This window comes from Pedobacter sp. FW305-3-2-15-E-R2A2 (assembly GCF_038446955.1).
Taxonomy (GTDB): domain Bacteria; phylum Bacteroidota; class Bacteroidia; order Sphingobacteriales; family Sphingobacteriaceae; genus Pedobacter.
Genome location: NZ_CP151803.1, coordinates 6,194,996 through 6,219,258 on the forward strand (window position 1 = coordinate 6,194,996; position 24,263 = coordinate 6,219,258).

Consider the following 24,263-nt stretch of genomic DNA (forward strand, 5'->3'; position numbering starts at 1 on the left):
CTATACAGTCGGAGTCTATGGTTAAAGTTATATTAAAATTAAGTTATTACTTAATTTCAACTACAGCTCCAGCTTCTTCTAATTGAGTTTTCAAAGCAGTAGCTTCGTCTTTAGAAACACCAGCTTTTAATTCTTTTGGTGCACCGTCAACTAGATCTTTAGCTTCTTTCAAACCTAAACCAGTTAAGTCTTTTACCAGTTTTACAACTGCTAATTTAGAACCACCAGCTTCTTTCAATATTACATCAAAAGTAGTTTTTTCTTCAGCTGCAGGAGCAGCATCACCAGCAGGACCTGCAATCGCAACTGCAGCAGCAGCTGGTTCGATACCATACTCGTCTTTTAAGATTTGAGCTAATTCGTTAACTTCTTTAACTGTTAAGTTTACCAATTGCTCAGCAAACGCTTTTAAATCTGCCATTTTTATAGATTTTAAAAATTTACGTAAAATAATTTATTATAATATGAACTTATAAGGTGTTCCTTAACCTTCTCTCTCTTGAAGAGTTTTAACAATTCCTGCAATTGTATTGCCACCTGACTGTAAAGCCGAAATAACGTTTTTAGCTGGTGATTGTAATAGACCAATGATGTCTCCGATAAGCTCTTCTCTTGATTTCAAGCTTACTAAAGTATCTAATTGGTTGTCACCGATAAATACCGTTGAATCGATATATGCTGCTTTAAGTTGAGGTTTATCAGATCCTTTTCTCAAGGCTTTGATCAGCTTAGCTGGACCATTACCTACTGTAGAGAATAATAATGCTGATTGACCTTTTAGGGCAACAAAGATCTCAGATGCATCGCCTTCTAATCCTTCAATCGCTTTTCTGATTAAAGTATTTTTAGCTACCTGCATTTCGATCCCGCTTTCGAAACATTTGCGACGGATATTGTTTACTTTCTCAACAGATAGACTTGATGTATCGGCAATATAAAAATTACCGAATTCCTGCATCTTCGCTTGAAGAGCCGAAACGACTTCGTGTTTTTCTTCTCTGTTCATAATTAAATACCCGCTACTGATTTAGTTTCGATTGCAATTCCAGGGCTCATAGTAGAAGAAACATGAATGCTCTTAAAATAAGTTCCTTTTGCAGCAGATGGTTTTAGCTTAGAAATTACCTGAAGTACTTCTAATGCGTTTTCATATATTTTTTCTGCTGGGAATGATACTTTTCCTACTGAAGCGTGAATGATACCACTTTTGTCAACTTTAAAATCAATCTTTCCGCCTTTTACATCAGTAACTGCTTTACCAACTTCGTTGGTTACAGTTCCTGACTTAGGGTTTGGCATAAGGTTACGTGGACCTAAAACGCGGCCCAGTTTACCTACTTTTGCCATACAAGCAGGAGTAGTGATAATAATGTCAACATCAGTCCATCCACCTTCAATCTTGGCTACATATTCGTCTAAACCTACAAAATCTGCACCTGCCGCTTTAGCCTCTTCTTCCTTATCAGGAGTACAAAGAACTAATACACGTACAGTTTTACCTGTACCGTGTGGTAAAGTAGCAATACCACGTACCATTTGATTGGCCTTACGTGGATCTACACCTAAAGCTACATCGATATCTACCGATGCATCAAATTTAGTTGTAGTAATCTCTTTTACCAAAGCAGCCGCATCCTGTAAAGAATACGTTTTACCAGATTCTAGTTTAGCATGTGCCTTTTTTTGATTTTTTGTTAATTTAGCCACTGTTGTAAACTGTTTTTTGTTAATTAATTTGTCCAAGGTGCATCACCGCTAACGGTGATTCCCATACTGCGTGCTGTACCTGCAACCATACTCATTGCAGATTCGATAGTGAAAGCATTTAAATCAGTCATTTTATCTTCAGCAATTGACTTAACCTGATCCCAAGTCACCGAACCAACTTTCTTACGGTTGGGCTCAGCAGAACCACTCGTTAATTTAGTAGCATCCTTTAACTGGATAGCAACCGGAGGGGTTTTGATGATAAATTCGAAAGACTTGTCAGCATAAACAGTAATTACAACTGGTAATACTTTACCGGGCTTATCTTGGGTACGAGCATTGAATTGTTTGCAAAACTCCATGATGTTCACCCCTTTAGCACCTAACGCAGGTCCTACTGGTGGCGATGGATTTGCAGCTCCACCCTTGATCTGTAACTTAACAAGTGCACTGACTTCTTTTGCCATTTTCTGTTTTGTTAATTTTAATACTCAATGTTATAATGTTGGAAGCAAGTAACATTTAAGATCTTATATGAATTGAATTCTATTCTTTTTCTACTTGCATATAGTTAAGCTCCAATGGAGTTTTTCTTCCGAAAATCTTAACCATAACTTTTAGTTTTTTCTTCTCTTCGTTTACCTCTTCGATCACACCGGTGAAACCGTTAAATGGTCCATCCATTACTTTGATGTTCTCTCCGACATAGTAAGCTACGTTCATGGTTTCACCTTGCTGGCTCATCTCATCAACTTTACCTAAAATACGGTTAACCTCTGCCTGACGCATAGGAACCGGGTTTCCTCCTTTATCCCCTAAAAAACCAATCACACTATTAACGTTCTTAATAATGTGTTCAAGTTCTCCATCCAAATTCGCTTCAATTAAAACATATCCGGGATAGAAGTTACGCTCTTTTGCAATTTTTTTTCCCTCTTTCATCTGGTAGTATTTCTCCATTGGGATTAATACCTGAGGCACAAGATGAGAAAAACCTAAACGGCTAATTTCAGAATCGATATACTGTTTTACCTTCTTCTCTTTTCCGCTAACAGCCCTAACTACATACCATTTTAACTGATCGTCCATTTAGCTATATTAATTAGAAAGTGATTTATAAAAAGTATCTAAAACAAAAGTAGATCCCTTATCCATTGCAAAAACAACTAATGCAATGATAAACGAAGCTACCAGAACCAGCACTGCAGAATTTTGCAATTCTCCCCATGTAGGCCAAGTAACCTTCTGGGTCATTTCTTCATACGATTCTTTAATAAATTGAACTACTTTAGCCATAATTAATTTTTTGCACGGGAACAAGGATTCGAACCCTGATCAAAGGTTTTGGAGACCTCTATTCTACCGTTGAACTATTCCCGTGTATAAGCTATTTTCTTTCCAGAATTTAGCAGCTTCTTTAGAAACAAAGTACTCAGGCGGTTTAAAAGCCTAAGTACTTTGCTTTATTGTTGTTTCTTACCCCTAAGGATAAAATACTATTTTAAAATTTCAGTTACCTGACCAGCACCTACTGTTCTACCACCCTCACGGATTGCGAAACGTAGACCTTTTTCCATTGCGATTGCGTTGATCAATTTAACTGTGATCGTAACGTTATCACCTGGCATAACCATTTCAGTTCCTTCAGCTAGTGAGATCTCACCAGTAACGTCTGTGGTACGGAAATAGAATTGTGGACGGTATTTGTTAAAGAATGGAGTGTGACGTCCACCTTCTGCTTTTGATAATACATAGATCTCAGCTTTGAAATCTGTGTGAGGAGTTACTGAACCTGGTTTACAGATAACCATACCACGACGGATATCAGTTTTCTCAATACCACGTAACAATAGACCTACGTTATCACCTGCTTCACCATAATCAAGGATCTTACGGAACATCTCAACACCTGTTACAGTTGATTTAAGATTTTCAGCACCCATACCCAAGATCTCAACTGGATCTCCAGAGTTGATTACACCACGCTCAATACGACCAGTTGCAACAGTACCACGACCAGTGATCGAGAATACATCTTCAACAGGCATTAAGAATGGAAGTTCAGTTAAACGTGGAGGAATTGGAATGTAGCTATCTACAGCATCCATAAGCTCCATGATTTTTCCAACCCATTTCGGATCTCCGTTCAAGCCACCAAGAGCTGAACCTTGAATCACAGGGATATCATCACCAGGGAATTCATAGAAAGATAACAATTCACGAACTTCCATCTCTACTAATTCTAGTAATTCAGGATCGTCAACCATATCCACTTTATTCATGAATACTACCAATGAAGGAACACCAACCTGACGAGCCAATAGAATGTGCTCACGAGTTTGTGGCATCGGACCATCTGTAGCAGCTACAACGATGATAGCTCCATCCATTTGTGCAGCACCAGTAACCATGTTCTTTACATAATCCGCGTGACCTGGACAGTCAACGTGTGCATAGTGACGGTTAGCTGTTGAATACTCAACGTGTGCTGTATTGATAGTGATACCTCTTTCTTTTTCCTCTGGAGCAGAGTCAATAGAATCAAATGAACGCGCCTCAGATAAACCAGCATCAGATAACACTTTAGTGATAGCTGCTGTTAAGGTTGTTTTACCGTGGTCAACGTGACCGATTGTGCCGATGTTTAAGTGCGGCTTGCTGCGGTCAAACTTTTCTTTTGCCATGTTTTTATACTTATTAGTAGTTTATAACTTTTTATTAATTAATTGTTTTGATACAAATTCAACACAAAAAACCTTGTTCAACTGCCATAATTACAGATTCAACAAAGCTTGTTTTTATCTTGAGCCAAAGATGGGACTTGAACCCACGACCTCTTCCTTACCAAGGAAGTGCTCTACCGCTGAGCTACTTCGGCTTTTTAATCTCAGCTTGCAATCTAAGTTAATTAAGTAGTTTAATTGGTATTCTAATTAAACTACTTAATTCTATGCCGATTTCCCAGCTTTTCCAATTTGAGCGAAAGACGAGGTTCGAACTCGCGACCTATAGCTTGGAAGGCTATCGCTCTACCAACTGAGCTACTTTCGCTTTTGTATTGTGGGGGGAGAAGGATTCGAACCTTCGAAGTCTTGCGACAACAGAGTTACAGTCTGTCCCATTTGGCCACTCTGGTATCCCCCCGCTTTTATCTTGCCAATACTTTACAGTACCGAAGTTAAAAGAGCCTCCTATCGGGATCGAACCAATGACCTACTGATTACAAGTCAGTTGCTCTACCAGCTGAGCTAAGGAGGCTTATATCATTCATTGCTGATGGTTGAGCAATGATTTTTATAATGTTTAATCTTTCACAGAACTTTCCGAATCTTTTAAGAGAAACGCCCTCTCTGATTGGGATTGCAAATGTACACGAATTTTAATACGATCCAAAATTATTTTCAAAAAAAATTGGCGGGTTTTAGTCCCGCCAACCTTTTTATCAAAAACGCTTAAAATATCCTCCTAATAATCAGATACTTCGTTAGCATTTAAAATTGCTTTATGTTCACTTAATTTTTCTCTCGTCTTGTCTTTATGTTTGGTGATTTGTTTTCTCAGGGACTCAATTGCCAAATCCGTCGCCTCTTCAAAAGTTTTACATTGCTCCTTTGCGAACATTGTAACACCCGGAACGATCAGTTTGATCTCACTTATTTTATTTGCCTCATCATCTACATTCTCTAATTTCAAATAGACCTCCCCACTAATAATCTGGTCGAAGAACTGATCTAACTTATCCACTTTCTTCTGAATAAACTCTAACAACTTCTGGTCTGCATTGAAATGGATCGATTGAACTGTAATTTTCATTGTTTCCTCCTTTTTTATGCCTTTGGATGGGCTTGTTTATATATTGATTTTAATCTTTCTACGGAGTTATGGGTATATACCTGGGTTGCCGCCAGGCTGGCATGTCCCAATAACTCTTTTATTGCATTTAAATCTGCACCCCTGTTCAACAGGCTTGTTGCGTAGGAATGACGCAATACGTGCGGACTTTTCTTATCCTGTGTGGATACATTTGTCAAATAACTGGTCACTATTCTATAGATGAGCTTGGTATAAGCAGGAGCTCCTTTATCTGTAACGATTAAGACCCCAGTTTTGTTATTAAAATTCTGTAACGTTTTCAACTCAATATAAGCTTTCATCTGATCTCCAAGGACTTTGCCTATCGGAATAATTCTTTCTTTATTCCTTTTTCCCAAAACCCGAACCGTAGCCCCATAAAAATCAATATCCGATTCTTTCAGCGACAGCAGTTCCGCCAAACGCATACCGGTCCCAAATAAGGTTTCGATCACCACCTTATCACGTACAGAAGGAAAAGTATCGTCGAAAAATTCACCAGAGTCCAGCAGGACATCCAGCTTTTGATCGTCTACAAATACAGGAAGTCGTTTGGGTACTTTAGGCGCCTTTACAAGCGTCATCGGATTTGGAGAAATCAAACCCTCACGGGAAAGGTGTTTATAGAAACTGCGAAGCGTAGAGAGCTTCCTTCCTACAGAATTCTCAGAAACATGATCCTCCAGAAGGGCCACCATGAAATTTCTTACATGAATATGCCCTACTTCAGTAAGGGGCAATTCAAATGTTTTCAGCATATATTCACTAAACTGCAACAAGTCCGTTTTGTAAGACTGAATGGTATGTGGAGAATAACGCTTCTCGTGCTGGAGATATGTCAGGAATTGAGCAATGATCATAAAGACTATTTGTATGACACGATGAAGTGAATATACAAAACATAGCTCAGCTAATTGTTTTTATTTTAACATAAAAAATAAAAAAGCGCTACCGGGTTTACCGACAGCGCTTTAATATCATTTAAACTTTTCAGAAACTATACCGTTCCTTCAAGTTGCATGTTTTGCTTGTAAATAGCATGTTTAACTAGTGTACGACGAGCTACAGATTTTTTCTCATAAGCTTGGCGGCTACGTAATTCTCTTAACACACCTGTTTTCTCGAATTTCTTCTTGAAACGTTTTAAGGCTTTATCTAGTGATTCGCCGTCTTTAATATTAATGATAATCATAACGTAATATACCCCCTTTCGTTGTTTTTAGGACCGCAAAGATAGGGCTTTGTTTTGAGAATCAAAACAATAAGTGTAATTTTATTAAAAACAAACCTCCTGTATATAATGTATATGTTTAGGACTTATTTAATTCAGCTATGAAATCAAAAAAAACGCTTTTTATCATCCTTGGAGTGCTAATTCTTATTCTTGCAGGATTCTTTTACTTCCGTTACAACTTCGTCCTGGGAGAAGGCGTTAAGGCCGGAGAGCTCAACTACGTAGTAAAGAAAGGATATATCTTTAAAACCTATGAAGGAAAGTTAATCCAATCCGGAATCCGTTCCAAACAAACCGGCAACATTCAATCCAACGAATTCGAGTTCTCCGTTGAGGACAAAGCAATCGCAGAAAAAATGATGCTCAACAGTGGTAAAGTTTTTGAACTGCGTTATAAGGAATATATCGGAGCACTACCATGGAGAGGATACAGCCCTTTTGTGGTCTATGAGATCATTTCCATAAAGTAATACTTAAAAAATCCGGTGATCATCTCTGGTCACCGGATTCCGTTTTTGGTTATATTTGGTTAGAATATGCTTTTTGGAATAGTAAGGTACGAATTAATCTTTTAAAACTTCCCTTGCAATCACAATTTTTTGTATTTCTGATGTTCCCTCTCCAATCGTACACAATTTACTGTCCCTGTAATACTTCTCTACCGGAAAATCTTTAGTGTATCCGTACCCACCGAAGATCTGAACTGCCTCTGTGGCACACCTTACAGAAACCTCTGATGCGAAATATTTAGCCATTGCTGATTCCTTGGTCATAGGTAATCCGCGATTCTTTAAATCTGCTGCCTGACGGATCAGCAAATCTGCGGCTTCAATCTCCGTTGCCATATCTGCCAGTTTAAAACTTATTCCCTGAAAGTTTGCAATCGGCTGTCCAAACTGATGACGTTCTTTTGCATACTGAAGCGCAGCTTCATAAGCACCTTTAGCAATTCCCAAAGATAAAGCCGCAATAGAGATTCTTCCTCCATCCAATACTTTCATCGCTTGTTTAAACCCTTCGCCAACATTTCCAAGCAAGTTTTCTTTAGGCACCCTGCAATTGTCGAAAATCATTTCTGTAGTCTCCGAAGCACGCATGCCCAGTTTATTCTCTTTTTTACCGGCAGAAAAACCAGGAGTACCGCGCTCTACTACGATCGCAGATATTCCTTTTGAACTGCCTTTCTCTCCGGTACGAACCATTACGACAGCAATATCGCCTGACTTACCATGGGTAATCCAGTTTTTTGCGCCATTGATCACATATTCATCTCCATCAAGTGTAGCGGTTGTCATCATGCGTAAAGCGTCAGAACCAGTATTCGCCTCTGTCAGCCCCCATGCACCAATCCATTCCGCAGTCGCCAATTTAGGCAACCATCTATGTTTTTGTTCTTCATTCGCAAAAGCTAAAATATGACCGGTACATAAGGAATTGTGTGCTGCCAGAGATAGACCGATAGAACCACAAACCTTAGCTACTTCCACAATCACATCTACATACTCCTGATATCCAAAGCCAGAACCACCATAAATTTCAGGGACCAGTACGCCCATCAATCCCAGCTCCCCTAATTTCTTAAAAATCTCAACCGGAAAATGTTGAGCTTCATCCCATTCCATTACATTGGCACGAATATTCTTTTCAGCAAAATCTTTTACCATCTTCCTGATCATCTCCTGATTTTCTGAGATACTGAAGTTGTATCCTACAGAACTATCCATCATTTCTAACATATCTTATTGTTTGAATTTGGGCAATTATAATGATTTAAAACCAGAGCAACAGCAGTTGAAAATTCGCCTGATGATAGAACGAAACGGTATTTAGTTCATTAACCGTACCGCTTCATTTTTAAGGAAAACAAATGAGCCGGTAAAGTTTTTTTATTTTTTTATTTTATTTTTGAAAAATATCTGAAAAGAAGCGCAATCATGAGATTTATTACCAGAAAAGATGTCCTTTTACAAATAAAAAGGGACCTTATTGGAAAAGATGCTTACCGTGGGGTAACGTTAACCTATTCCTGGATGGCCAATCAGTTCGGACATTTTTCCCTCGGTTTTATCCCCACCTTTATCTTATATAAGATTTTAACGTCAAAAACAGAAATGACGCAGGTGGAAGTTTGGTCTCCGCTGATCATCTGGGGATGCTGGATTTTGTTCGAGCTGTATAACTTTCTTGGCCCACTCCTGCTCAACGTTCCCATCAAAAAAACAACTTCCGGAAAAAAGACCTATATCTTTAACCCCGAATGGGCGAATGTCACTTTCGATACCCTTACCGACCTTTGTTTCTTTGGCATTGGCGCCCTCGCCTGCAGCCTGATCTGTCTCTATTCTCTACCCATCATGATCGGATTTGTCATTTTATGCCTGCTATCCCTTTACCCTTCTTATTATTGGTACTCCACAAAGATGCACCTGCAAAATGCCGGCTATCCTTTCCAACTCCGGCTAAGCCAATGGAATTTCAATATGCAGGACCAGCACAAAAAAATGATCAGTGATTTTTTAAATTGTAAAGAAAGAGGAAAGCACCTATTACTGTTCGGCTCTAAAGGCAGTGGAAAGACCTCTCTTTCCGTAGGAATTGCTACAGAAATGTCCATCCGAAACAATCGCTGCAGCTACGTAACGGCTACAAAGTTATTGTCTATGTTTTTTGAACAAAGTGACAACAGCACACTCTCTCCGGGTTCATGGACATGGCATGATTCTTCTCTTCTGGTAATTGACGACATCAATCCCGGCGGACTCATCAAGAAGGATATTTTAAGGGCGACTTTATTTTACGAATTGCTCAACAATCCTCACTACGGCCCTTTTAACATCCAACACATTAAAGCAATGAACATCATCTGGGTAATGGGAAATGAGGAACCTTCGGAAAAGGTAGAAGATACCTGGGAACACCTGCTCGGACTGATAGGTGTACCGGAGTCAGACATCATTACTGTAAATCTCGGAGGCGCTTAGTTAAGGTAAAATGTAATTGTCGTAGGCAAAGCTGACCAGATGGGTCAGACTTTTCACATTGAAACGTTTATACAATGGAATAATCCTTTTCTCTATTGCAGAATGGGAAACTTTAAGCGCATGGGCAATTTCTTTAAAAGAATAGCCTTTCGCCACCAGTTCTAATGCTTCCTTTTCTTTGTTAGAGATGGCCAGGTAACTAAAAAGAATTTTATTCAGCTCTTCTTCAAACTTTTCTTTTTCCGGTCCATAAGCGGCATAACGCATCACCTTTCCAAAGATCAGGCTTCTGTTCACCTGAAAACGACCAATGATCGATTCGATCTTTCCATTTTCAGAACTGAAAACCCCTACCCTCGCAGAAATAGGAACTTGCGTTCCATTTTTATGGATTTTTTTCAGCTCAATAGTAAAGCTATATTTTTCAAGATCCTTTGTCTTATGATGAATAAATTTTAAGGCTTTATCGTTCAGCTCATGAGAAAAATGGGCAAATTCCGGTGCAGACATGTTGACAATAGCCAGCATATTGATTTCATCATCTTTATATCCTAAAACATCTTCCCAACCACTGGCATAGATCATCCGGTTTTGCTTAAAGGAGTAAATATATACCGCTTCATCCGCAAACTTCGGTATGCGCTCATCAAAAAACAACGCCTCCTCACTTTTCAGATCCGCAGGAACAGCTGTAATAAAAGTCTTAGAATAATCACCAAAAGTCTCTTTCTCTTGCATTTTCATCAGTATATATATTTTTTCAGCGTTATGCTTATGATGGTTTCATTAGGTCTTCGACAAATTAAACAATCAAAACTGCGTGTTTTCGCAGTTGATACTCCCCATGTAGTCCTGTAATTTTACGGCAAAATAGAAAAGTAACATAGCTTATCCAAAGTATTAATGGAGAAATAAAATTATTCATTCTAAATATAATCACAATGTATCTCAAAAATGTCAACAAATCGTATGTGACCCGGTATTCGATTCTCATACTAAAGGTCATTGCAGTAGCACTTTTTATATTTTGCTTCTACCAGGCTGCAAAAATTAGCTCCTAATATATCTCCCCCCCTATATTTATGAACATGCAATCCTAACTAGTTTAGGGTTGCATTCATACAAATCTCTAAAAAAGATTAATAGGAAGCTAACGAGCAAACCTTAACTGCGTAAGGACTTAATCGCGTTCTCCCATTTAAAAAATCCAGACTAATGATAAACGAATAGGCAGCTACCTCTGCCCCTAGTTGCATCACGAGTTTGGAGGCTGCCACAACGGTTCCTCCTGTAGCCAACAGATCATCGTGGATCAGGACCCGTTGACCGGCAACCAAAGCATCCTCATGAACTTCAATCGTTGCAGTACCATATTCCAGATCGTAACTTTGCTGTATGGTTTTGTAAGGCAATTTCCCGGCCTTACGGATGGGAATAAAGGGTACATTTAAAAGCTGTGCCAATGCCGGTCCGAATAAGAATCCTCTGCTTTCAATTCCTGCAACCACATCAATCTCTATACCTTTCAATTGTGCAGCTAAAGCTTCAGCGATCTGTAAACACAGCTTAGGATCTTTCAGGATTGGCGTAATGTCTTTAAAAATAATTCCCGGTTTTGGGAAATCGTTCACATCGCGGACGGTCTGCTTAATTTTTTCTTCAATCATCTTTAAAAAGTAAGATAAGGGGCCAGCCTCCCTATAATTTCAGGCGTTAAAATGGCGACCTTATTTAAGTCGGCAATATTACTATAATTTCCGTGTTGTTTTCTATATTGTATCAGTGCATTTACTTGTTTATAACGGATATAGGGATGGAACTTAAAATCTGCAAGCTCTGCGGTATTGATATTGATCTTTTTCAGCTTAGCTGGATCTACACTCACCTGAGTTTTAACCTCATTGTACTTAAGGGAATCGATCCCAAACACCTCCATCAGCTGTTCCTTTTTATGGAATCCACCTATCCTTTCCCTATAAGCGACAATCCTTCTAGCGAAGACCTTACCTATTCCTTTAATCTGATCCAACTCCAGGGTATCTGCTCCATTCAGTTCTATCAGCTTCAATTCTTTAGGGTTGGAAACCTGCGTCCCTGGGCTGACTTCGGTTCTTTGTGATATCTGCTGTTCAGTAGTTCCTGCAATTTGCACATAAGGTTCAAGCATACGATACAACTGAGGACTAATAGTATACATCTTTTGTAAATCAGCTTTCTTACGAAACACCCCTCCTTTCAGCCGGTAATTTAAAATCGCCTGGGCCTGTTTTTCCGATAAGCCCAGCTTTTGCCAGTCGTCGATGTCAATGACGTTGGGATCAAAATAAAACAATACAGATTTTCTTTTTTCGGGATAACCCTTTGCAGAAAAAATTCGGGACTCCGGCTTCTTGTGTTCTTCCGGCTGATTGGCCATGGCAAATTTCAGCACGGCCAGTTGCTCTTCCGCTGTGGGAAGCTCCTGAGGCCTTAATGCCTGATAAACCGTAGGAAATACAAAAACCACAGCCAGGAGAATCAACAAAACCATCAGGCCATTAAATTCCTTTCTGGAAAATTCAAAGTAGTTATTTAGCCATTTTCTCATCACCTGTCTAATCTACTTACTGTTATTTAAAAATATAAATCTTATTTTTGAAATTGCTTTATTATTCACAAACAAAATTAAATGAAGATCATAACCACCAAAGAGTTTGCAAAGGCCACTAAGATAGATAAGTTAGGTGTGCCTGGCCTGGCCGCCTTACTTATGGAGATGATGAAATTGAATGATATCAACAAGGTTTTTTCCCAGAATGAACATTTTAACGGTTTAGAGTTTGTTGATAAAATCCTGGAAACTATTGGTGTAAGTATCGATTTTGATGAGGACGATTTAAAAAGTATTCCAAAGACAGGAGGATTCATCGCGATAGCCAATCACCCTTACGGTGGAATAGAAGGCCTGGCACTGGTAAAACTGTTATGTACAGTAAGACCGGAGTCCAAGGTAATGGTGAACTTTATCCTTAAAAAGATCCCCAACCTGAGTGAATTCTTCGTTGCGGTAAATCCCTTCGAAAATGTACAACATACTTCCAGCATCAGCGGACTCAAAGCGACTTTTGACTTGCTTCAAAGCGGCACCCCTATCGGGATATTCCCTGCAGGTGAGGTTTCGACCTTCAGCCTGGACAAACAGGAAATCACCGACAGGTTATGGCACCCTGTAGTAGGTAAACTGATTGCACGAGCAAAACTACCGGTTGTTCCTATTTATTTCCATGGCAACAACGGCGTGCTGTTTAACATCCTTAGTTTCATTCACCCTACCTTAAGAACCGCTAAGCTTCCCTCAGAATTCCTGAACAAGCAGGGGCTTAAAATTAAGGTCAGAATAGGTAAGCCTATTCATATTGAAGACATCTCGTACAGAAACAACACCAATAAATTACTTGATTTCTTACGCGCCCGCACCTATGCATTAGGAACAGGCCTTGATGAGGAAAAGAAATTATTCAACCCCATCAACCTCTTCAAGATCAAGAAAAAGCCAGAACCTGTTATTGAAGAAACTGAGCGTTCACTGATCGTAGCGGAAATTGAGGACCTGGAGAGCTTCAGGGTATGGCAGGAGAAGAACTATGAGGTATACATCACTCCAACTGCCATCATTCCAAATATCCTAAGAGAGATTGGCCGTTTACGCGAAATCACCTTTAGAGAAGTCGGCGAAGGAACGAATAAGAAAATCGATCTGGACAATTACGATATCTACTACCACCACTTGTTCATCTGGGACAAGGACCAGCAGAACATTGTAGGTGCCTACCGGATCGGTAAAGGAGATGAGATTCTAAATACGATGGGCAGAAGAGGTTTTTACCTTTCGGAGCTCTTCAAAATTAAAGAGCCTTTTTATCCTTTGCTGAGAAAAGGAATAGAACTGGGCAGGTCCTGGATCCGCAAGGAATACCAGCTGAAACCTCTGCCACTCTTTTTACTGTGGAAAGGAATTCTAAAATATTTACTGGACAATCCGCAGTACCGTTACATGTTTGGTCCGGTAAGCATCAGTAATAACTTCTCTAAGTTCTCCAAATCACTTATTGTAGATTATATTACCAAGAATCACTTTGACTATGAACTGGCGGCTTATGTGAAGCCTAAGAACAAATTTAAAGCAGATCTGTCTGCCATAGATAAAAACCTTTTGATTGAAAGCAGCGAGTCTTTAAAAGACTTGGACAGCTTGATCTCAGATATTGAAAACTCGCATATTAAAATTCCGGTATTGTTAAGACAGTATATGAACCTAAACGCGAAGATCATTTGTTTCAATATAGATCCTAAGTTCTCCGATTGCCTCGATGGATTCCTGGTGGTGGATATGCAGAATATCCCTTCAGAAATGCTGGAGAAAATTGGTAAGAATTTCTAAAAAGCAAAGAGCCACGACATCCATCGTGGCTCTTTGTTATCAACTAAACCTAAACTTATAAATACTAACCAAATATTTATGACGCAAAGGTAATGTCAGTATGTTAAGGGCTTGTTAATTGTCCATTACGATAAACATTCTTAACATTTAGCGTTTTGGCCCTACAGGTAGCTACTCTAATCCTGCGAGAAATAGAACATTTTAGTCAAATCATTAATTGCTGGATTGCTATCAGAAATTATCTTAAGCTGTACCCCTTTTTTTGTAAATCCACCTTCAACGCGAGACGAATAATCTACACTATAAGATCCATTATTAGGAATATTTTGAGCAATAAGACCTTTGCTCTGCCCAAACTGCAATAATTCTATTGAAACCGTTCCTGTACTAACCAAACTTGTATTCCACTGTATTACTGGAGGGATGTCGTTATTGTATATTACAAAATAACCCACATCATTTATCCATTTATCATATGTGGTATAAGGATACAAGGTTTTGGCTGCAACAATATCAAATGTTGAGAATGATGACCAGTTGGGCACACCAGAAAAAGCACTTGCGGAATTCATAATTGACGAAGCATCCGAAGAGGGGGTTCCAGGTATAAGAACACTACCATATGGAAGCTGTGATTCCCCATCACTGCTCCAGTTAGTATGCCTGAATCCTAAACAGTGACCAAGCTCATGAGTTAGTAAAAAGACCTTTTGTGATTCAGATAAAGAAGCTGTTAAACTCGTTGTATTAATACGAATTCTGTAACCTGCTGAAAAATCACTATTCGGGAATTCTGCAGCAGCGTATGCTGGCAGGCCATCAATTCCGGCGACAATAGTAATAGAATTTTCAGCATTTAAGGGGGCTGGTTGATAGTCGTTATAAAAGCTAATTTTACAATCAGGAATATTCTCCCAGTTTTTCAATGCTGTAATCCATGCCGATCCCCATAAAGAATTAAAGCCGGAGGGATAATCATAATAGACCCTTATATTTTCAACTTTTATAGAGGAAATATAATTTGTTGACCGCCATTGTGATAGTTGATTTCCTTGCAAAACCGACAACTTTCCTTTTGCTCCAGTACTTGAAGAACTGGCCTCTGGCAATACTATCGAATTGTTTTTCGATATAAAATAGTCATTAACTTTATTAATGTCGGTTTTGTGTTTCTTAAACAACATATCTCCTTCCACTAAATAATACTCAGCGCTTTCTTTAATGTGTTCAGCTTTAATGCCATTCATAAGTAAGGCATTATAGAGCTTTTCATCTTTTTGAGGATTATTGGCGTTTGGATCAGCTGATTCTTTTTTACAAGAAGAGGTGATTAAGACTGAAAGTAAGATCAGATAGAATAATTTCCCATAGGAGAAATTATTAGATTTTAGGTTTTTCATAGCGTTAATTTTACTAAAAATAACACTACACCATAAACAATACATTAATTAAATATTAATTAATGCCTCAAAAAAATAATGGATCCGATAAACATCAGATCCATTATTTTAAAAACTCAGTAATTTACCTTTTATTATCCGCTTTTTATCATTCAAAAAAAACAGGCCTTTAGAAACTATATCTTAAACCAAACTGCATCTGATATCTAGAGGCAAAGAAATCCTTTGAATAAGTACTTGTATTGTTCTGGTCGAAGGTATATGTTGGATAAGTACTTGCAGAACCTGCAGCTCCCGGCTTCAACCCTACACTAGCCATAGAGTTGTAAGTATTAGGAGAAAAATACTGCACTCCCCAATTTTTATTCAACAAATTGGTCAGGTTAACAATATCATAGGTAAAAGTCAAGGTATGCTTACGGCTTCCATTCTCTGAAACAATCAGGTCCTGAGAGAAGCGAAAATCTGCCTGAACATTCCAAGGTGTACGAGCTCCGTTACGCTCAGTGAAATTACCTCTTCTTGTTTTTAGATACCGATCTCCATCGATGAATGCATCAAATGCTGCTGCCTGTTTTATCCCTTCGGGAGTTTTCGCAAAGAACTGAGGTGTTTCTCCAGCTTTCGGAACATATACCAGACTCACATTTTGCCCTGTGCCATTGATGGTGGTGTTCAGGAAGCCATAAGAATAAGGAGATCCTGATTGTGCACTGAAGAACAGGGAAAAGTTGGCGATATATCTATTGTTCTGATCCCAGGCATGTTTAAAGTTCACCGTAGATACAATCCTGTTTCTGATATCAAAATTAGAATATGCAAGCCCCGGGTTATTCGGATTTAAAGACTGGTTCAACTGCCAGTTAGACTCCATAGAATTCCTGATTCCATTGGTCAAATCCTTAGATTGTCCGTAGGTATAAGCAGCCATCACATCCAGCCCAAAAGGAAATGATTTACTCACTTGTCCGGTCAAACTATAACGATACCCCTGACTGGTATTAGACAACAAATAAGCATTACTATATTTTGAGTTGATCTTATTGTTGGTATTCGGGTAAATAGGTTGTTGTTTTTCCGTATCATATACATAATAAGTCGGATTGTCCGTAAAATTCACCTGTTGGAATTTCAGGTCATGAATTACCTTAGTATAAATCCCTTCTACTGTAAATTTCCATTGATCATCTGTTTTATAGTCGAATGCCAGACTGGTCCGCCAGGTTTTAGGCATTTTAAAGTTGTTATCGATTAAGTCGACCTGTGTAGCACCATTGGCATCATTCACATTGACCCCTTGTTTTGAAACATAGCCGGCTTCTCCGTTACCATTGAGTGCATCCCTAATTGGATCGCTACCCGCTACCTGTGAAACAAGTGGTGGCTTGGCGGGATCATAGTTATACTTTTTATCAAAAGCCCCATAAGTGACTCCATTGTTGTAATAAGCATAACCTAACCAGGCAAAGGGAACTCTTCCTGTGAATAAACCACTTCCTCCCCTTAGCACCATTGTTTGATCGCCATTAATGTCATAGTTAAACCCAATTCTCGGGGATACCTGAACCTGACCTAAGAAGTCATTCTTAATGTTTTTTGGTAATGTATAGTTAAAAGTATTGCCATAATTTGGATCAACAGGTGCATTAGTCGTCTTGTCACTTAAGGGCTGTTTATTCGTCAAATCAGCAAGGTCAAACCGAACACCGTAAGTCAGCTTGAAACGGTCAGTCAACTGAAACTGATCTTCTCCGTATAAACTGTACATATTCAATTTAAATTCTGCAGGAGGATTATTTAAAATATTATCCCTTGTATTGTCGGCATAATTGTAATTCGTCCGTACACGACTTGGAAGGTTATTTAAGAAATCGTTCACACTCCCATAAGCCACACGACCATTCCAGGCATTTACAAAACCGTAAGTAATGTTATAAAGCTCATTATGCGTACCAAAAGTAAAAGTATGCTTCCCCTTAGTAAAGGTAAAGTTGTCCGTAAACTCGAAAGTCTTTTGTTTCATATTAAAGATACTCGCCTCCCGGTCTGTTCCGAGAAAAATCGTTCCTCCACGGGAACTAATTTCAATCTGTGGCAAGGCAGGATTACTTGTGGGGTCTCTAAAATCATGAATACTGGAATAGCCAATCACCAGGCTATTAGAAGCCGTATTGGAAAGTCCGCTTTTTAGTTCGGCAACAGTAGAATTCTGGTTATTTGTTTGTTTAAAATCAATTCCACCAAACCTGAAGTTGGCCTGATCGCGCTCCAGATTTGTTGCGGTAGACTTTATTGTGTTATTTCGGATCGTCAATTGGTTATGATCATCGATATTCCAATCCAGGCGGTTAAAGAACTTATTTGATTTAGCATAAATGTTATAATCCCCTGACGAGCCCGGATCAATACCATATTTATTGATCATGTTATTTGTAATTGCAGTCGCTTCATCAGCGGTGATGATCTTCATATCTTTGGACCCTGCACCTAAAATTACCGGATCTTGCCGGCGGGTAAGCTCTTCATTCGTAAAAAAGAACAACTTATCTTTGATGATGGGAAAGCCAAGCCTTACTCCTGTTTGATAATCATGAAACGATGAAGGTTCTTTAGAATTGTCGCCAATCTTGTTCCTGCCTATCAGCGCTGCGTTACGTCCATATCCATATACCGAACCTGTAACCTCATTAGTTCCTGATCGTGTAACGGCATTCACACTGCCACCCGTAAAGTTGCCAATCTTCACATCGTATGGTGCCAGCAGAACCTGTACATCCTGAATAGCATCTAAAGAAACAGGATTAGTTCTGGTACTACTTCCAGGCATGCCTGAACTACCACTTTGTCCACCTAAGGAAGGACTAAAACCGATTGCATCATTATTGATTGCTCCATCTATCGTTACGTTATTATACCGGAAGTTCGTTCCTACAAAGGAATTGTCTTTGCTTCCCTGTGGCGTTAAACGGGTCAGGTCTGTCAGGCTTCTGCTTACGGTCGGAAGGGTCTTAATTTGCTCCTCCCCGATCTTTGTACCTGTTCCAGTCTTCTGTCCTCCCCGTGTACCCGAAACGATGACTTCGCTGAGCAACTGACCTTCATCAGCCAATACAAAATCCTGTCGCTGATCTACTCCAAGATTTAGACTGGCCTGAATCCTTTCCTGTTTACTATATCCAATATAACTTACTGTAATTTTGTAAGGTCCACCCGGGTTTAAGTTATTTACCCGATAAGATCCATCGCCGCCTGTTACCACACCATATTTAGTACCGGTGGGTTGGTGTACAATCAATACACTTGCGCCAGGAATCCCTTCCCCTTTGGCATCCCTAATCTTTCCGCTAATGCTTGAGGTGGTTACCTGTGCCATGGAATCAGCTCCTATAAAGAGTAGCAATACCATAAGCAAGTACGAGCAATAATTGTTGAGTTGTTTTTTCATTTGTTCCCTATAATTTTTATTCAAAACTATAGCAGCAAAATGAAGTTAATATTAAATTAACATGAATACCATATGGAATTAATATGGGATTAAAACCAGATTAAAACGGGATTAAAATCCGGCTCCCCATATTCATTTTAGCCGACGAAAAAAAAAGGCCGACAAGTAAAAAAAGTAAAACCTCTGTGCATCAGGTTAATCTGATGTTATGATTATGTTAAGCGTTAAAAACAAATCCCAATAAAATGCAGAAAGCTATATATAACAGAAAAAGCCGGTAAGCTATAGCTTACCGGCTTTTTCTGTTATATATAAATGTAATTAGTATTTTGTGTTCTGAGCATCCCAGTTAGTCCAACCTTTAGTCCAGTCAGTATTACCAAAAGCACCACGGTAAGTAACTGCAGTAGCACCAGTTGTAGCTGCCCATGTTCCGCTCAATGCCGGTGAACCAGCAGCAGGTAAGAAATCAGGAGCAGTCAATGAGAACGGGTTAGTTAATTTAACACTTGTATTTCCATCAGCAAAAACAACGCCTCCATCCAATAATACTTTAGCCTGCATGTCAGCAGCAGTAAGAATCAATGCATTAGCATTTGTAAGGAAAGGAGCTGTATAAGCAGCTACGATGTTATTTTTAAACTGTGAATCGCCATTTTTGTAAAAAGTCGCTGATTTATCCGATTCGATATTTAATCCTCCTTTTTGCGCTCCAAGAATGATGGAGTTGTTAAAGATAAACTTAGCACCTCTTCTCCAACGGTTTCCATAGGCATGTCTTGCAGCAGTGTTGGCAGCATTATTAGGACCAACTAAGGTAAGGTTAGATAATCTAGGCATGGTGATAGGGGCAGCATCTGTACCATCTTTATCATTATCACACTCGATACCATTACCATCATCAGCAGCATCAACAAATTTCGGGTCTCTGATTGAAACAGCAAACTGCACGCTACCATTGAATCCAAAATCAAAATCGAAATCATCATCCGCAGTACCATAAGCAACTAAATTTTTGCAATTAACAGTACCACCAAAGAATTCGAAAGCATCATCGTTAGCATAAACTGTTTGAACATTTTCGATGATGGTCTTGTTACCAACTGCATAAAATGTTAAAGCGTTTATTTCACTATCATTAACACCGATACCAGCGTATTCAATACGTACATATCTCAATGTTCCTGAGTTATCATCATCAATTTTATCTGTACCATAAGTAAGCGCTACTCCACCTTCTACAGGCACAGGAGTTGTTCTGTTTGTCGTTGCGCGACCTACTAAGATAATTCCACCCCAATCACCCGGAGTTCTGCTACCTGCCTCTTTACCGGAAGTAAAAACGATAGGTTTAGCGGCAGTACCATCAGCCATTAGCTTGGCGCCCTTGTCGATTACAAGCGCTGCTTTAGTTCCTACTTTTGCTCTGATCACCGTACCTGGTTCAACAGTTAAGATTGCACCGCTTCTTACAAATACAGTTCCATCTAATATCCATTGTCTATCTGATGTTAAGGTCTTGCTGGCTGTGATATCACCTGTGATTGATTCAGGAGTTTTTGCAGGTAATTCGCCATTATCATTATTATCAGATTTTCTGCAGGATGCAAAAGCCATTGCTGCTGCTAAAAAAAGAATTGACAGTCTTTGTGTTTTCATTGTCTTGTTTGCTATATAAGTTTTGTTCAAAAATATCAGCTTAACATTGCCAATAGATTAAGCTATGTTTAAGATTTGATGATCAATACATTACCTGAATGTTAACAGGTCGATTATTTTTTATTCAATCCAAAGTTATAAGTGAAGGTTAAATTAGCTCCGTATCCTACACGGGCAGTATTCATAATGTTATCTCCCTTTTGATAGGTTTTATTATTATCAGTATTCTGATAGAACATGATCTTCTCGTTCAGTATGTCAGAAAGGTTTAATCTAAGCTCTCCTCTGGTTTTCATGATTTTTTTAGAAATCTGAAAATCCACCATATTTCTTCCCTTTTCATAAATGTCACTATACCCTTGATATCCTACTTCCGAGATACGTTCACCAATTCGGTTATAAAGAACATTAAAAGATAAGTTGGTAATAGGATCATTATACAATAGTCCAGCATTAATTAAGTAAGGAGATTGTCCTTGTAATGCTCTGTTTGTAATCTCAGAAACCAGGCTATTCAGATTAACTGTAGAAAATATAAGCGCTGAATTGGCATATGCCGTTAAATTCTGAAGGAAACTTCCTTCCTGAATGAAGCCCAGGTTCTTTCGTACTTCTAATTCCACACCATATGTAGTAGCTGAATTTGCATTCTGGAAGGTTACATTTTTCACACTTCCGGATGAAACCACCTGCTCAATAGGATTCTTGAAATATTTGTAATAACCAGAGACTGAAACAACCTGCCCTGCTCCTGGAAATAACTCATACTTGATATCGATATTTGTATTTTGACTTCTCTTTAAATCCGGATTACCGATCAAAACTCTTTTAGAGATATAATCAAAAAATCCAAAGTTAGAAAGCTCTCTTAGTTCCGGACGTGTAACTGTATTCGACACAGAGAAACGAAGGTTAGATTGCTCAGATACGTTATAGGTAGCATTCAATGAAGGAAGAATGTCCAGGAACTGGTTGGTTACTTTCAATTTATTACCTGAGTTGTCGGCGGTATTAATATGTTGGTAAGAATCTTCTACTCTTGCTCCAAAGGAAACACGGAATTTTTTCCCGAAACGGGTATCCAACATGACATAACCAGCGTTCAGATCCGAGGTTGCATCATATCTATCTGTCGCTTCAGTTCCCTCATCAAGAATAAATCCGTTATCATTAAGGTTATTTTGGCTGAAGATCTGATTAACCGGTAAACTAAGCAGGTTTTGATTAAACTCTCCGGTAGAAAAAGATTTGATGTAACCAAATTTACGTGCGCTGAAATCTCTGACCTTATATTGTTTTAATGCACCTACTTTTAATGCACTTTTCTCTTTCAGAAACATGAAAGGTAAGGTTACGTTTAGGCCTCCATTATAACTATCTTCAAATAAGTCTGAGAAGAAACGGCTGGCATCAGTTCTGGATGCAGTTCCATTAGGTACGACTGCCTGATACGTAGTTTCTCCCTCCTTCAAATCGTAGTTGACTGATTTAAGATCCGGTTGCAGACGGTCAGAATAAGAATATCCTAAATTCCAGTTGATCTTCAAGTCTTTCCATGATAATTTATGCTCACCTTCCAATTGGCTATTCAATAATGATTTGCTTACCAAATCAAATGAATATCCTTTTCGTTGAATTTTATCGATGATCAGAGAACCTTCACGCTCAGTATACATATTGTCTAACGAGATATTGTAAATGTTCTTGAATGCGATCTTATTATTTCCCTTGATATAGGCGATATTTGCCAGCGCACCAACAGAAGAACTAAATTTATAAGTGTTGTCATTGAAATCATATTCAGTCTTATCCTGATTGTATTCAAATCTTTCACTTTTAGTCATGCTTTCTCCGCTTCTATAGTTAAGCGATAGAATTGCACCGATACTTGCTTCATTCTTCAGTGTCTTACGCAACCCTGTACTTAACTGATAGGCTTGCGAAGGAGAAGCCGAATTATGATGATTAACGTTGAATGAATTTAGAAAAAGTTTACCTGAGGCAATTTTATCACGATCAGACAACTGCTGATATCTGCTGGTGGAAACGATTCCCTTAGGTATGTTTCTGCTGCTATTTACATATCCAAAGTTCTCTACACCTGATTTATCTCCTAAAAGAAAATCTTTGAAAGTAGATTGCGAATTATAACCTGCTCCAGCAGACACAAAAATATAGTTTTCAGAAGGAATATCTTTTGTTAAAACCTGCACCACACCTCCCGAGAAGTCACCAGGAAGATCCGGAGAAGCCGTTTTGTTAATGACGATATTATCCACCATGTTAGAAGGTATGATATCGAATGAAAATGCTTTTCTATCAGGCTCAGAACTTGGCAGAATAGCATTATTCAATAAAGTAGCATTGTACCTGTCACTTAATCCCCTTACAATAATGAATTTATTATCCTGGATACTAGTTCCACTTACACGCTTCAGAACCTCGGATGTATTTCTATCCGGGGAACGTCTGATCTGATCAGCTGATATACCATCAGAAATACTAACGTTTGTTCTTTGTCGGTTATATAAAGTATTAACGGACTCTTGTTTTACAGTAGCCGTAATCACGACTTCATTTAGCTTTTGAGAGCCGGATTCTTCCATTACAATATCAACCGGAGCTGAAGAATTGTTCTTCACTTCAACTTCCGTTATATTCTTAGTAGAATAACCAACATAAGATGCTTCCAAAGTGTACTTGCCAGGAGTTAGTCCTCCAATGATGTATCTACCCTCCACATCGGTAGACATGCCTTTGGCTGTACCTTTAATCTTAACCGTAACACCAATCAGTGTTTCACCAGTTTTCTTATCAGATACTTTACCAGAAATTTTGCCGGTTTGAGCAAATACGGTTACGCCAATAATTACGAATAAAACTGTAATTAATGCCTTTTTGAGATTTAGTTGTGATTTCAATTTTTCCCTGTTTTTTATTTCAGGCAAAGCTATTACCACAATGTTAGCCCTATGTTACTCAGACATTACCATTCCTTTATCACAATGTTAACCTAATATTAAATGGGGTTTGGCTCAATATTTTAAGCCCACTTTTCGGCATATAAAGTGCAATAACCAAATAGGGCCGATTAACAAAAACTTAACATCTTCTAAAAATGAAGGTTTCTTTCCTTCGATTTTATGACCGATAAATTGTCCGATCCAGGCGGCTACAAAAATCACCGCACAAACCAGCCATAATGCCGGTCCGCCAGCCAGTTGCCACTTTTCAAGCTGTACAATTCCCATAGACATCACGAAAATCAGCAAGAGCATCAGATAAGACATGACCGGAGAAAGTTTATAATAGTAATAAACCGAGAAAGCGATCAGGAACGAAGCCCAGTTCAGGTAGCCGTTGTACTTCCCAAGGAAGGCAAGATGAGGAAAGGGGATGGCCCAAACCAATCCCAGTAAGCTAAAAACAATTAATGGAACACATACCCAATGGATCAGTTCATTGGAATGATTTTGATGGCTTTCTGCATACTTGTCAAAAAGAACATCTACCGCGCTTTTCTCTACTGGTTTCATCTTCATATCGCTTTTTGTTGTCTCTGCTC

22 protein-coding genes and 5 tRNA genes are annotated in these 24,263 nt (G+C 38.8%); 3 read left to right on the forward strand and 24 right to left on the reverse strand.

From position 1 onward, the window contains the following. Window positions 1-46: 46 nt before the first annotated feature. The 15 genes from rplL to rpsU all read right to left on the reverse strand — a co-directional run bounded on the left by rplL (window position 47) and on the right by rpsU (window position 6,751). On the reverse strand, window positions 47-421 hold the full coding sequence (gene rplL / locus AAFF35_RS24990) for a 50S ribosomal protein L7/L12 (RefSeq protein WP_074612233.1): 375 nt from the start codon (window positions 419-421) through the stop codon (window positions 47-49). A 63-nt stretch (window positions 422-484) separates the two neighbouring features. Continuing rightward, window positions 485-1,006 carry a 50S ribosomal protein L10 gene (gene rplJ / locus AAFF35_RS24995; RefSeq protein WP_342329262.1) on the reverse strand — a complete coding sequence of 174 codons (522 nt, stop codon included), beginning with the start codon at window positions 1,004-1,006 and terminating at the stop codon, window positions 485-487. A gap of 2 nt (window positions 1,007-1,008) precedes the next feature. Then, the gene (gene rplA / locus AAFF35_RS25000; RefSeq protein WP_069382436.1) at window positions 1,009-1,707 is read right to left on the reverse strand and encodes a 50S ribosomal protein L1; all 699 of its coding nucleotides are present in this window, start codon (window positions 1,705-1,707) and stop codon (window positions 1,009-1,011) included. 23 nt (window positions 1,708-1,730) lie between these two features. Then, window positions 1,731-2,174 carry a 50S ribosomal protein L11 gene (gene rplK, locus AAFF35_RS25005; protein ID WP_073232496.1) on the reverse strand — a complete coding sequence of 148 codons (444 nt, stop codon included), beginning with the start codon at window positions 2,172-2,174 and terminating at the stop codon, window positions 1,731-1,733. A gap of 79 nt (window positions 2,175-2,253) precedes the next feature. Continuing rightward, on the reverse strand, window positions 2,254-2,796 hold the full coding sequence (gene nusG, locus AAFF35_RS25010) for a transcription termination/antitermination protein NusG (protein WP_073232495.1): 543 nt from the start codon (window positions 2,794-2,796) through the stop codon (window positions 2,254-2,256). Between the two features lie 9 nt (window positions 2,797-2,805). Beyond that, complete coding sequence (secE, locus tag AAFF35_RS25015) at window positions 2,806-3,003, reverse strand: preprotein translocase subunit SecE (protein WP_062550292.1); 198 nt, start codon at window positions 3,001-3,003, stop codon at window positions 2,806-2,808. Window positions 3,004-3,016: 13 nt separating this feature from the next. Beyond that, window positions 3,017-3,087 (reverse strand) — tRNA-Trp (locus AAFF35_RS25020). A gap of 116 nt (window positions 3,088-3,203) precedes the next feature. Further along, the gene (tuf, locus tag AAFF35_RS25025; RefSeq protein WP_074612231.1) at window positions 3,204-4,391 is read right to left on the reverse strand and encodes an elongation factor Tu; all 1,188 of its coding nucleotides are present in this window, start codon (window positions 4,389-4,391) and stop codon (window positions 3,204-3,206) included. A 122-nt stretch (window positions 4,392-4,513) separates the two neighbouring features. Further along, window positions 4,514-4,585 (reverse strand) — tRNA-Thr (locus tag AAFF35_RS25030). 100 nt (window positions 4,586-4,685) lie between these two features. Then, window positions 4,686-4,758, reverse strand: a tRNA-Gly gene (locus AAFF35_RS25035). A 10-nt stretch (window positions 4,759-4,768) separates the two neighbouring features. Next, window positions 4,769-4,851 (reverse strand) — tRNA-Tyr (locus AAFF35_RS25040). 41 nt (window positions 4,852-4,892) lie between these two features. Beyond that, window positions 4,893-4,965: transfer RNA gene (locus AAFF35_RS25045), tRNA-Thr, on the reverse strand. Window positions 4,966-5,172: 207 nt separating this feature from the next. Beyond that, complete coding sequence (gene raiA / locus AAFF35_RS25050; protein WP_074612230.1) at window positions 5,173-5,520, reverse strand: ribosome-associated translation inhibitor RaiA; 348 nt, start codon at window positions 5,518-5,520, stop codon at window positions 5,173-5,175. Between the two features lie 14 nt (window positions 5,521-5,534). Further along, on the reverse strand, window positions 5,535-6,419 hold the full coding sequence (locus AAFF35_RS25055; protein ID WP_342329263.1) for a tyrosine-type recombinase/integrase: 885 nt from the start codon (window positions 6,417-6,419) through the stop codon (window positions 5,535-5,537). A gap of 137 nt (window positions 6,420-6,556) precedes the next feature. Beyond that, complete coding sequence (rpsU, locus tag AAFF35_RS25060) at window positions 6,557-6,751, reverse strand: 30S ribosomal protein S21 (protein ID WP_062551169.1); 195 nt, start codon at window positions 6,749-6,751, stop codon at window positions 6,557-6,559. A gap of 140 nt (window positions 6,752-6,891) precedes the next feature. On the opposite strand from rpsU, the gene AAFF35_RS25065 reads away from it, so the two are divergent. Then, the gene (locus AAFF35_RS25065; RefSeq protein ID WP_342329264.1) at window positions 6,892-7,263 is read left to right on the forward strand and encodes a hypothetical protein; all 372 of its coding nucleotides are present in this window, start codon (window positions 6,892-6,894) and stop codon (window positions 7,261-7,263) included. Window positions 7,264-7,356: 93 nt separating this feature from the next. On the opposite strand, the gene AAFF35_RS25070 is transcribed toward AAFF35_RS25065, so the two are convergent. Further along, window positions 7,357-8,529: an acyl-CoA dehydrogenase family protein gene (locus AAFF35_RS25070; RefSeq protein WP_342329265.1), complete on the reverse strand. Its 1,173-nt coding sequence runs from the start codon at window positions 8,527-8,529 to the stop codon at window positions 7,357-7,359. Window positions 8,530-8,727: 198 nt separating this feature from the next. Between AAFF35_RS25070 and AAFF35_RS25075 the strand changes: the two genes are divergently transcribed. Next, on the forward strand, window positions 8,728-9,774 hold the full coding sequence (locus AAFF35_RS25075; protein WP_342329266.1) for an ATP-binding protein: 1,047 nt from the start codon (window positions 8,728-8,730) through the stop codon (window positions 9,772-9,774). On the opposite strand, the gene AAFF35_RS25080 is transcribed toward AAFF35_RS25075, so the two are convergent. From AAFF35_RS25080 to AAFF35_RS25090, 3 genes are all read right to left on the reverse strand, one after another. Further along, the gene (locus AAFF35_RS25080; RefSeq protein ID WP_342329267.1) at window positions 9,775-10,518 is read right to left on the reverse strand and encodes a LuxR C-terminal-related transcriptional regulator; all 744 of its coding nucleotides are present in this window, start codon (window positions 10,516-10,518) and stop codon (window positions 9,775-9,777) included. Window positions 10,519-10,913: 395 nt separating this feature from the next. After that, window positions 10,914-11,441 (reverse strand): adenine phosphoribosyltransferase, encoded by a 528-nt coding sequence (locus AAFF35_RS25085; RefSeq protein ID WP_342329268.1) that lies wholly within the window; start codon window positions 11,439-11,441, stop codon window positions 10,914-10,916. Between the two features lie 2 nt (window positions 11,442-11,443). Next, window positions 11,444-12,361 carry a helix-hairpin-helix domain-containing protein gene (locus tag AAFF35_RS25090; RefSeq protein WP_342329269.1) on the reverse strand — a complete coding sequence of 306 codons (918 nt, stop codon included), beginning with the start codon at window positions 12,359-12,361 and terminating at the stop codon, window positions 11,444-11,446. 81 nt (window positions 12,362-12,442) lie between these two features. Here AAFF35_RS25090 and AAFF35_RS25095 point away from each other — a divergent pair, with 81 nt between their 5' ends. Beyond that, on the forward strand, window positions 12,443-14,194 hold the full coding sequence (locus AAFF35_RS25095) for a GNAT family N-acyltransferase (RefSeq protein ID WP_342329270.1): 1,752 nt from the start codon (window positions 12,443-12,445) through the stop codon (window positions 14,192-14,194). A gap of 176 nt (window positions 14,195-14,370) precedes the next feature. Here the strand turns inward: AAFF35_RS25095 and AAFF35_RS25100 are convergent, their stop codons facing one another. From AAFF35_RS25100 to AAFF35_RS25120, 5 genes are all read right to left on the reverse strand, one after another. Then, complete coding sequence (locus AAFF35_RS25100; protein WP_342329271.1) at window positions 14,371-15,594, reverse strand: M57 family metalloprotease; 1,224 nt, start codon at window positions 15,592-15,594, stop codon at window positions 14,371-14,373. A 169-nt stretch (window positions 15,595-15,763) separates the two neighbouring features. Further along, entirely contained in the window at window positions 15,764-19,039 is a 3,276-nt protein-coding gene (locus AAFF35_RS25105; RefSeq protein WP_342329272.1) for a carboxypeptidase regulatory-like domain-containing protein, read from the reverse strand. A 321-nt stretch (window positions 19,040-19,360) separates the two neighbouring features. Further along, a complete protein-coding gene (locus AAFF35_RS25110) occupies window positions 19,361-20,728 on the reverse strand; it encodes a hypothetical protein (RefSeq protein ID WP_342329273.1) in 1,368 nt (455 codons plus the stop codon). An 83-nt stretch (window positions 20,729-20,811) separates the two neighbouring features. Continuing rightward, window positions 20,812-23,619 carry a TonB-dependent receptor gene (locus tag AAFF35_RS25115; RefSeq protein WP_342329274.1) on the reverse strand — a complete coding sequence of 936 codons (2,808 nt, stop codon included), beginning with the start codon at window positions 23,617-23,619 and terminating at the stop codon, window positions 20,812-20,814. A 114-nt stretch (window positions 23,620-23,733) separates the two neighbouring features. After that, window positions 23,734-24,234: an Mpo1-like protein gene (locus AAFF35_RS25120; protein WP_342333377.1), complete on the reverse strand. Its 501-nt coding sequence runs from the start codon at window positions 24,232-24,234 to the stop codon at window positions 23,734-23,736. Between the last annotated feature and the right edge of the window lie 29 nt (window positions 24,235-24,263).

Excerpts from the sequence above, each read along its gene's own strand:
- rplL (WP_074612233.1), bottom strand. The coding sequence starts at position 421 with ATGGCAGATTTAAAAGCGTTTGCTGAGCAATTGGTAAACTTAACAGTT.
- AAFF35_RS25120 (WP_342333377.1), bottom strand. The coding sequence starts at position 24,234 with ATGAAACCAGTAGAGAAAAGCGCGGTAGATGTTCTTTTTGACAAGTAT.
- AAFF35_RS25090 (WP_342329269.1), bottom strand. The coding sequence starts at position 12,361 with ATGAGAAAATGGCTAAATAACTACTTTGAATTTTCCAGAAAGGAATTT.
- raiA (WP_074612230.1), bottom strand. The coding sequence starts at position 5,520 with ATGAAAATTACAGTTCAATCGATCCATTTCAATGCAGACCAGAAGTTG.
- AAFF35_RS25075 (WP_342329266.1), top strand. The coding sequence starts at position 8,728 with ATGAGATTTATTACCAGAAAAGATGTCCTTTTACAAATAAAAAGGGAC.
- AAFF35_RS25070 (WP_342329265.1), bottom strand. The coding sequence starts at position 8,529 with ATGTTAGAAATGATGGATAGTTCTGTAGGATACAACTTCAGTATCTCA.
- rplK (WP_073232496.1), bottom strand. The coding sequence starts at position 2,174 with ATGGCAAAAGAAGTCAGTGCACTTGTTAAGTTACAGATCAAGGGTGGA.
- rplJ (WP_342329262.1), bottom strand. The coding sequence starts at position 1,006 with ATGAACAGAGAAGAAAAACACGAAGTCGTTTCGGCTCTTCAAGCGAAG.
- AAFF35_RS25105 (WP_342329272.1), bottom strand. The coding sequence starts at position 19,039 with ATGAAAAAACAACTCAACAATTATTGCTCGTACTTGCTTATGGTATTG.
- AAFF35_RS25055 (WP_342329263.1), bottom strand. The coding sequence starts at position 6,419 with ATGATCATTGCTCAATTCCTGACATATCTCCAGCACGAGAAGCGTTAT.
- nusG (WP_073232495.1), bottom strand. The coding sequence starts at position 2,796 with ATGGACGATCAGTTAAAATGGTATGTAGTTAGGGCTGTTAGCGGAAAA.
- AAFF35_RS25080 (WP_342329267.1), bottom strand. The coding sequence starts at position 10,518 with ATGAAAATGCAAGAGAAAGAGACTTTTGGTGATTATTCTAAGACTTTT.
- secE (WP_062550292.1), bottom strand. The coding sequence starts at position 3,003 with ATGGCTAAAGTAGTTCAATTTATTAAAGAATCGTATGAAGAAATGACC.
- AAFF35_RS25065 (WP_342329264.1), top strand. The coding sequence starts at position 6,892 with ATGAAATCAAAAAAAACGCTTTTTATCATCCTTGGAGTGCTAATTCTT.
- AAFF35_RS25100 (WP_342329271.1), bottom strand. The coding sequence starts at position 15,594 with ATGAAAAACCTAAAATCTAATAATTTCTCCTATGGGAAATTATTCTAT.
- tuf (WP_074612231.1), bottom strand. The coding sequence starts at position 4,391 with ATGGCAAAAGAAAAGTTTGACCGCAGCAAGCCGCACTTAAACATCGGC.
- AAFF35_RS25095 (WP_342329270.1), top strand. The coding sequence starts at position 12,443 with ATGAAGATCATAACCACCAAAGAGTTTGCAAAGGCCACTAAGATAGAT.
- rpsU (WP_062551169.1), bottom strand. The coding sequence starts at position 6,751 with ATGATTATCATTAATATTAAAGACGGCGAATCACTAGATAAAGCCTTA.
- AAFF35_RS25085 (WP_342329268.1), bottom strand. The coding sequence starts at position 11,441 with ATGATTGAAGAAAAAATTAAGCAGACCGTCCGCGATGTGAACGATTTC.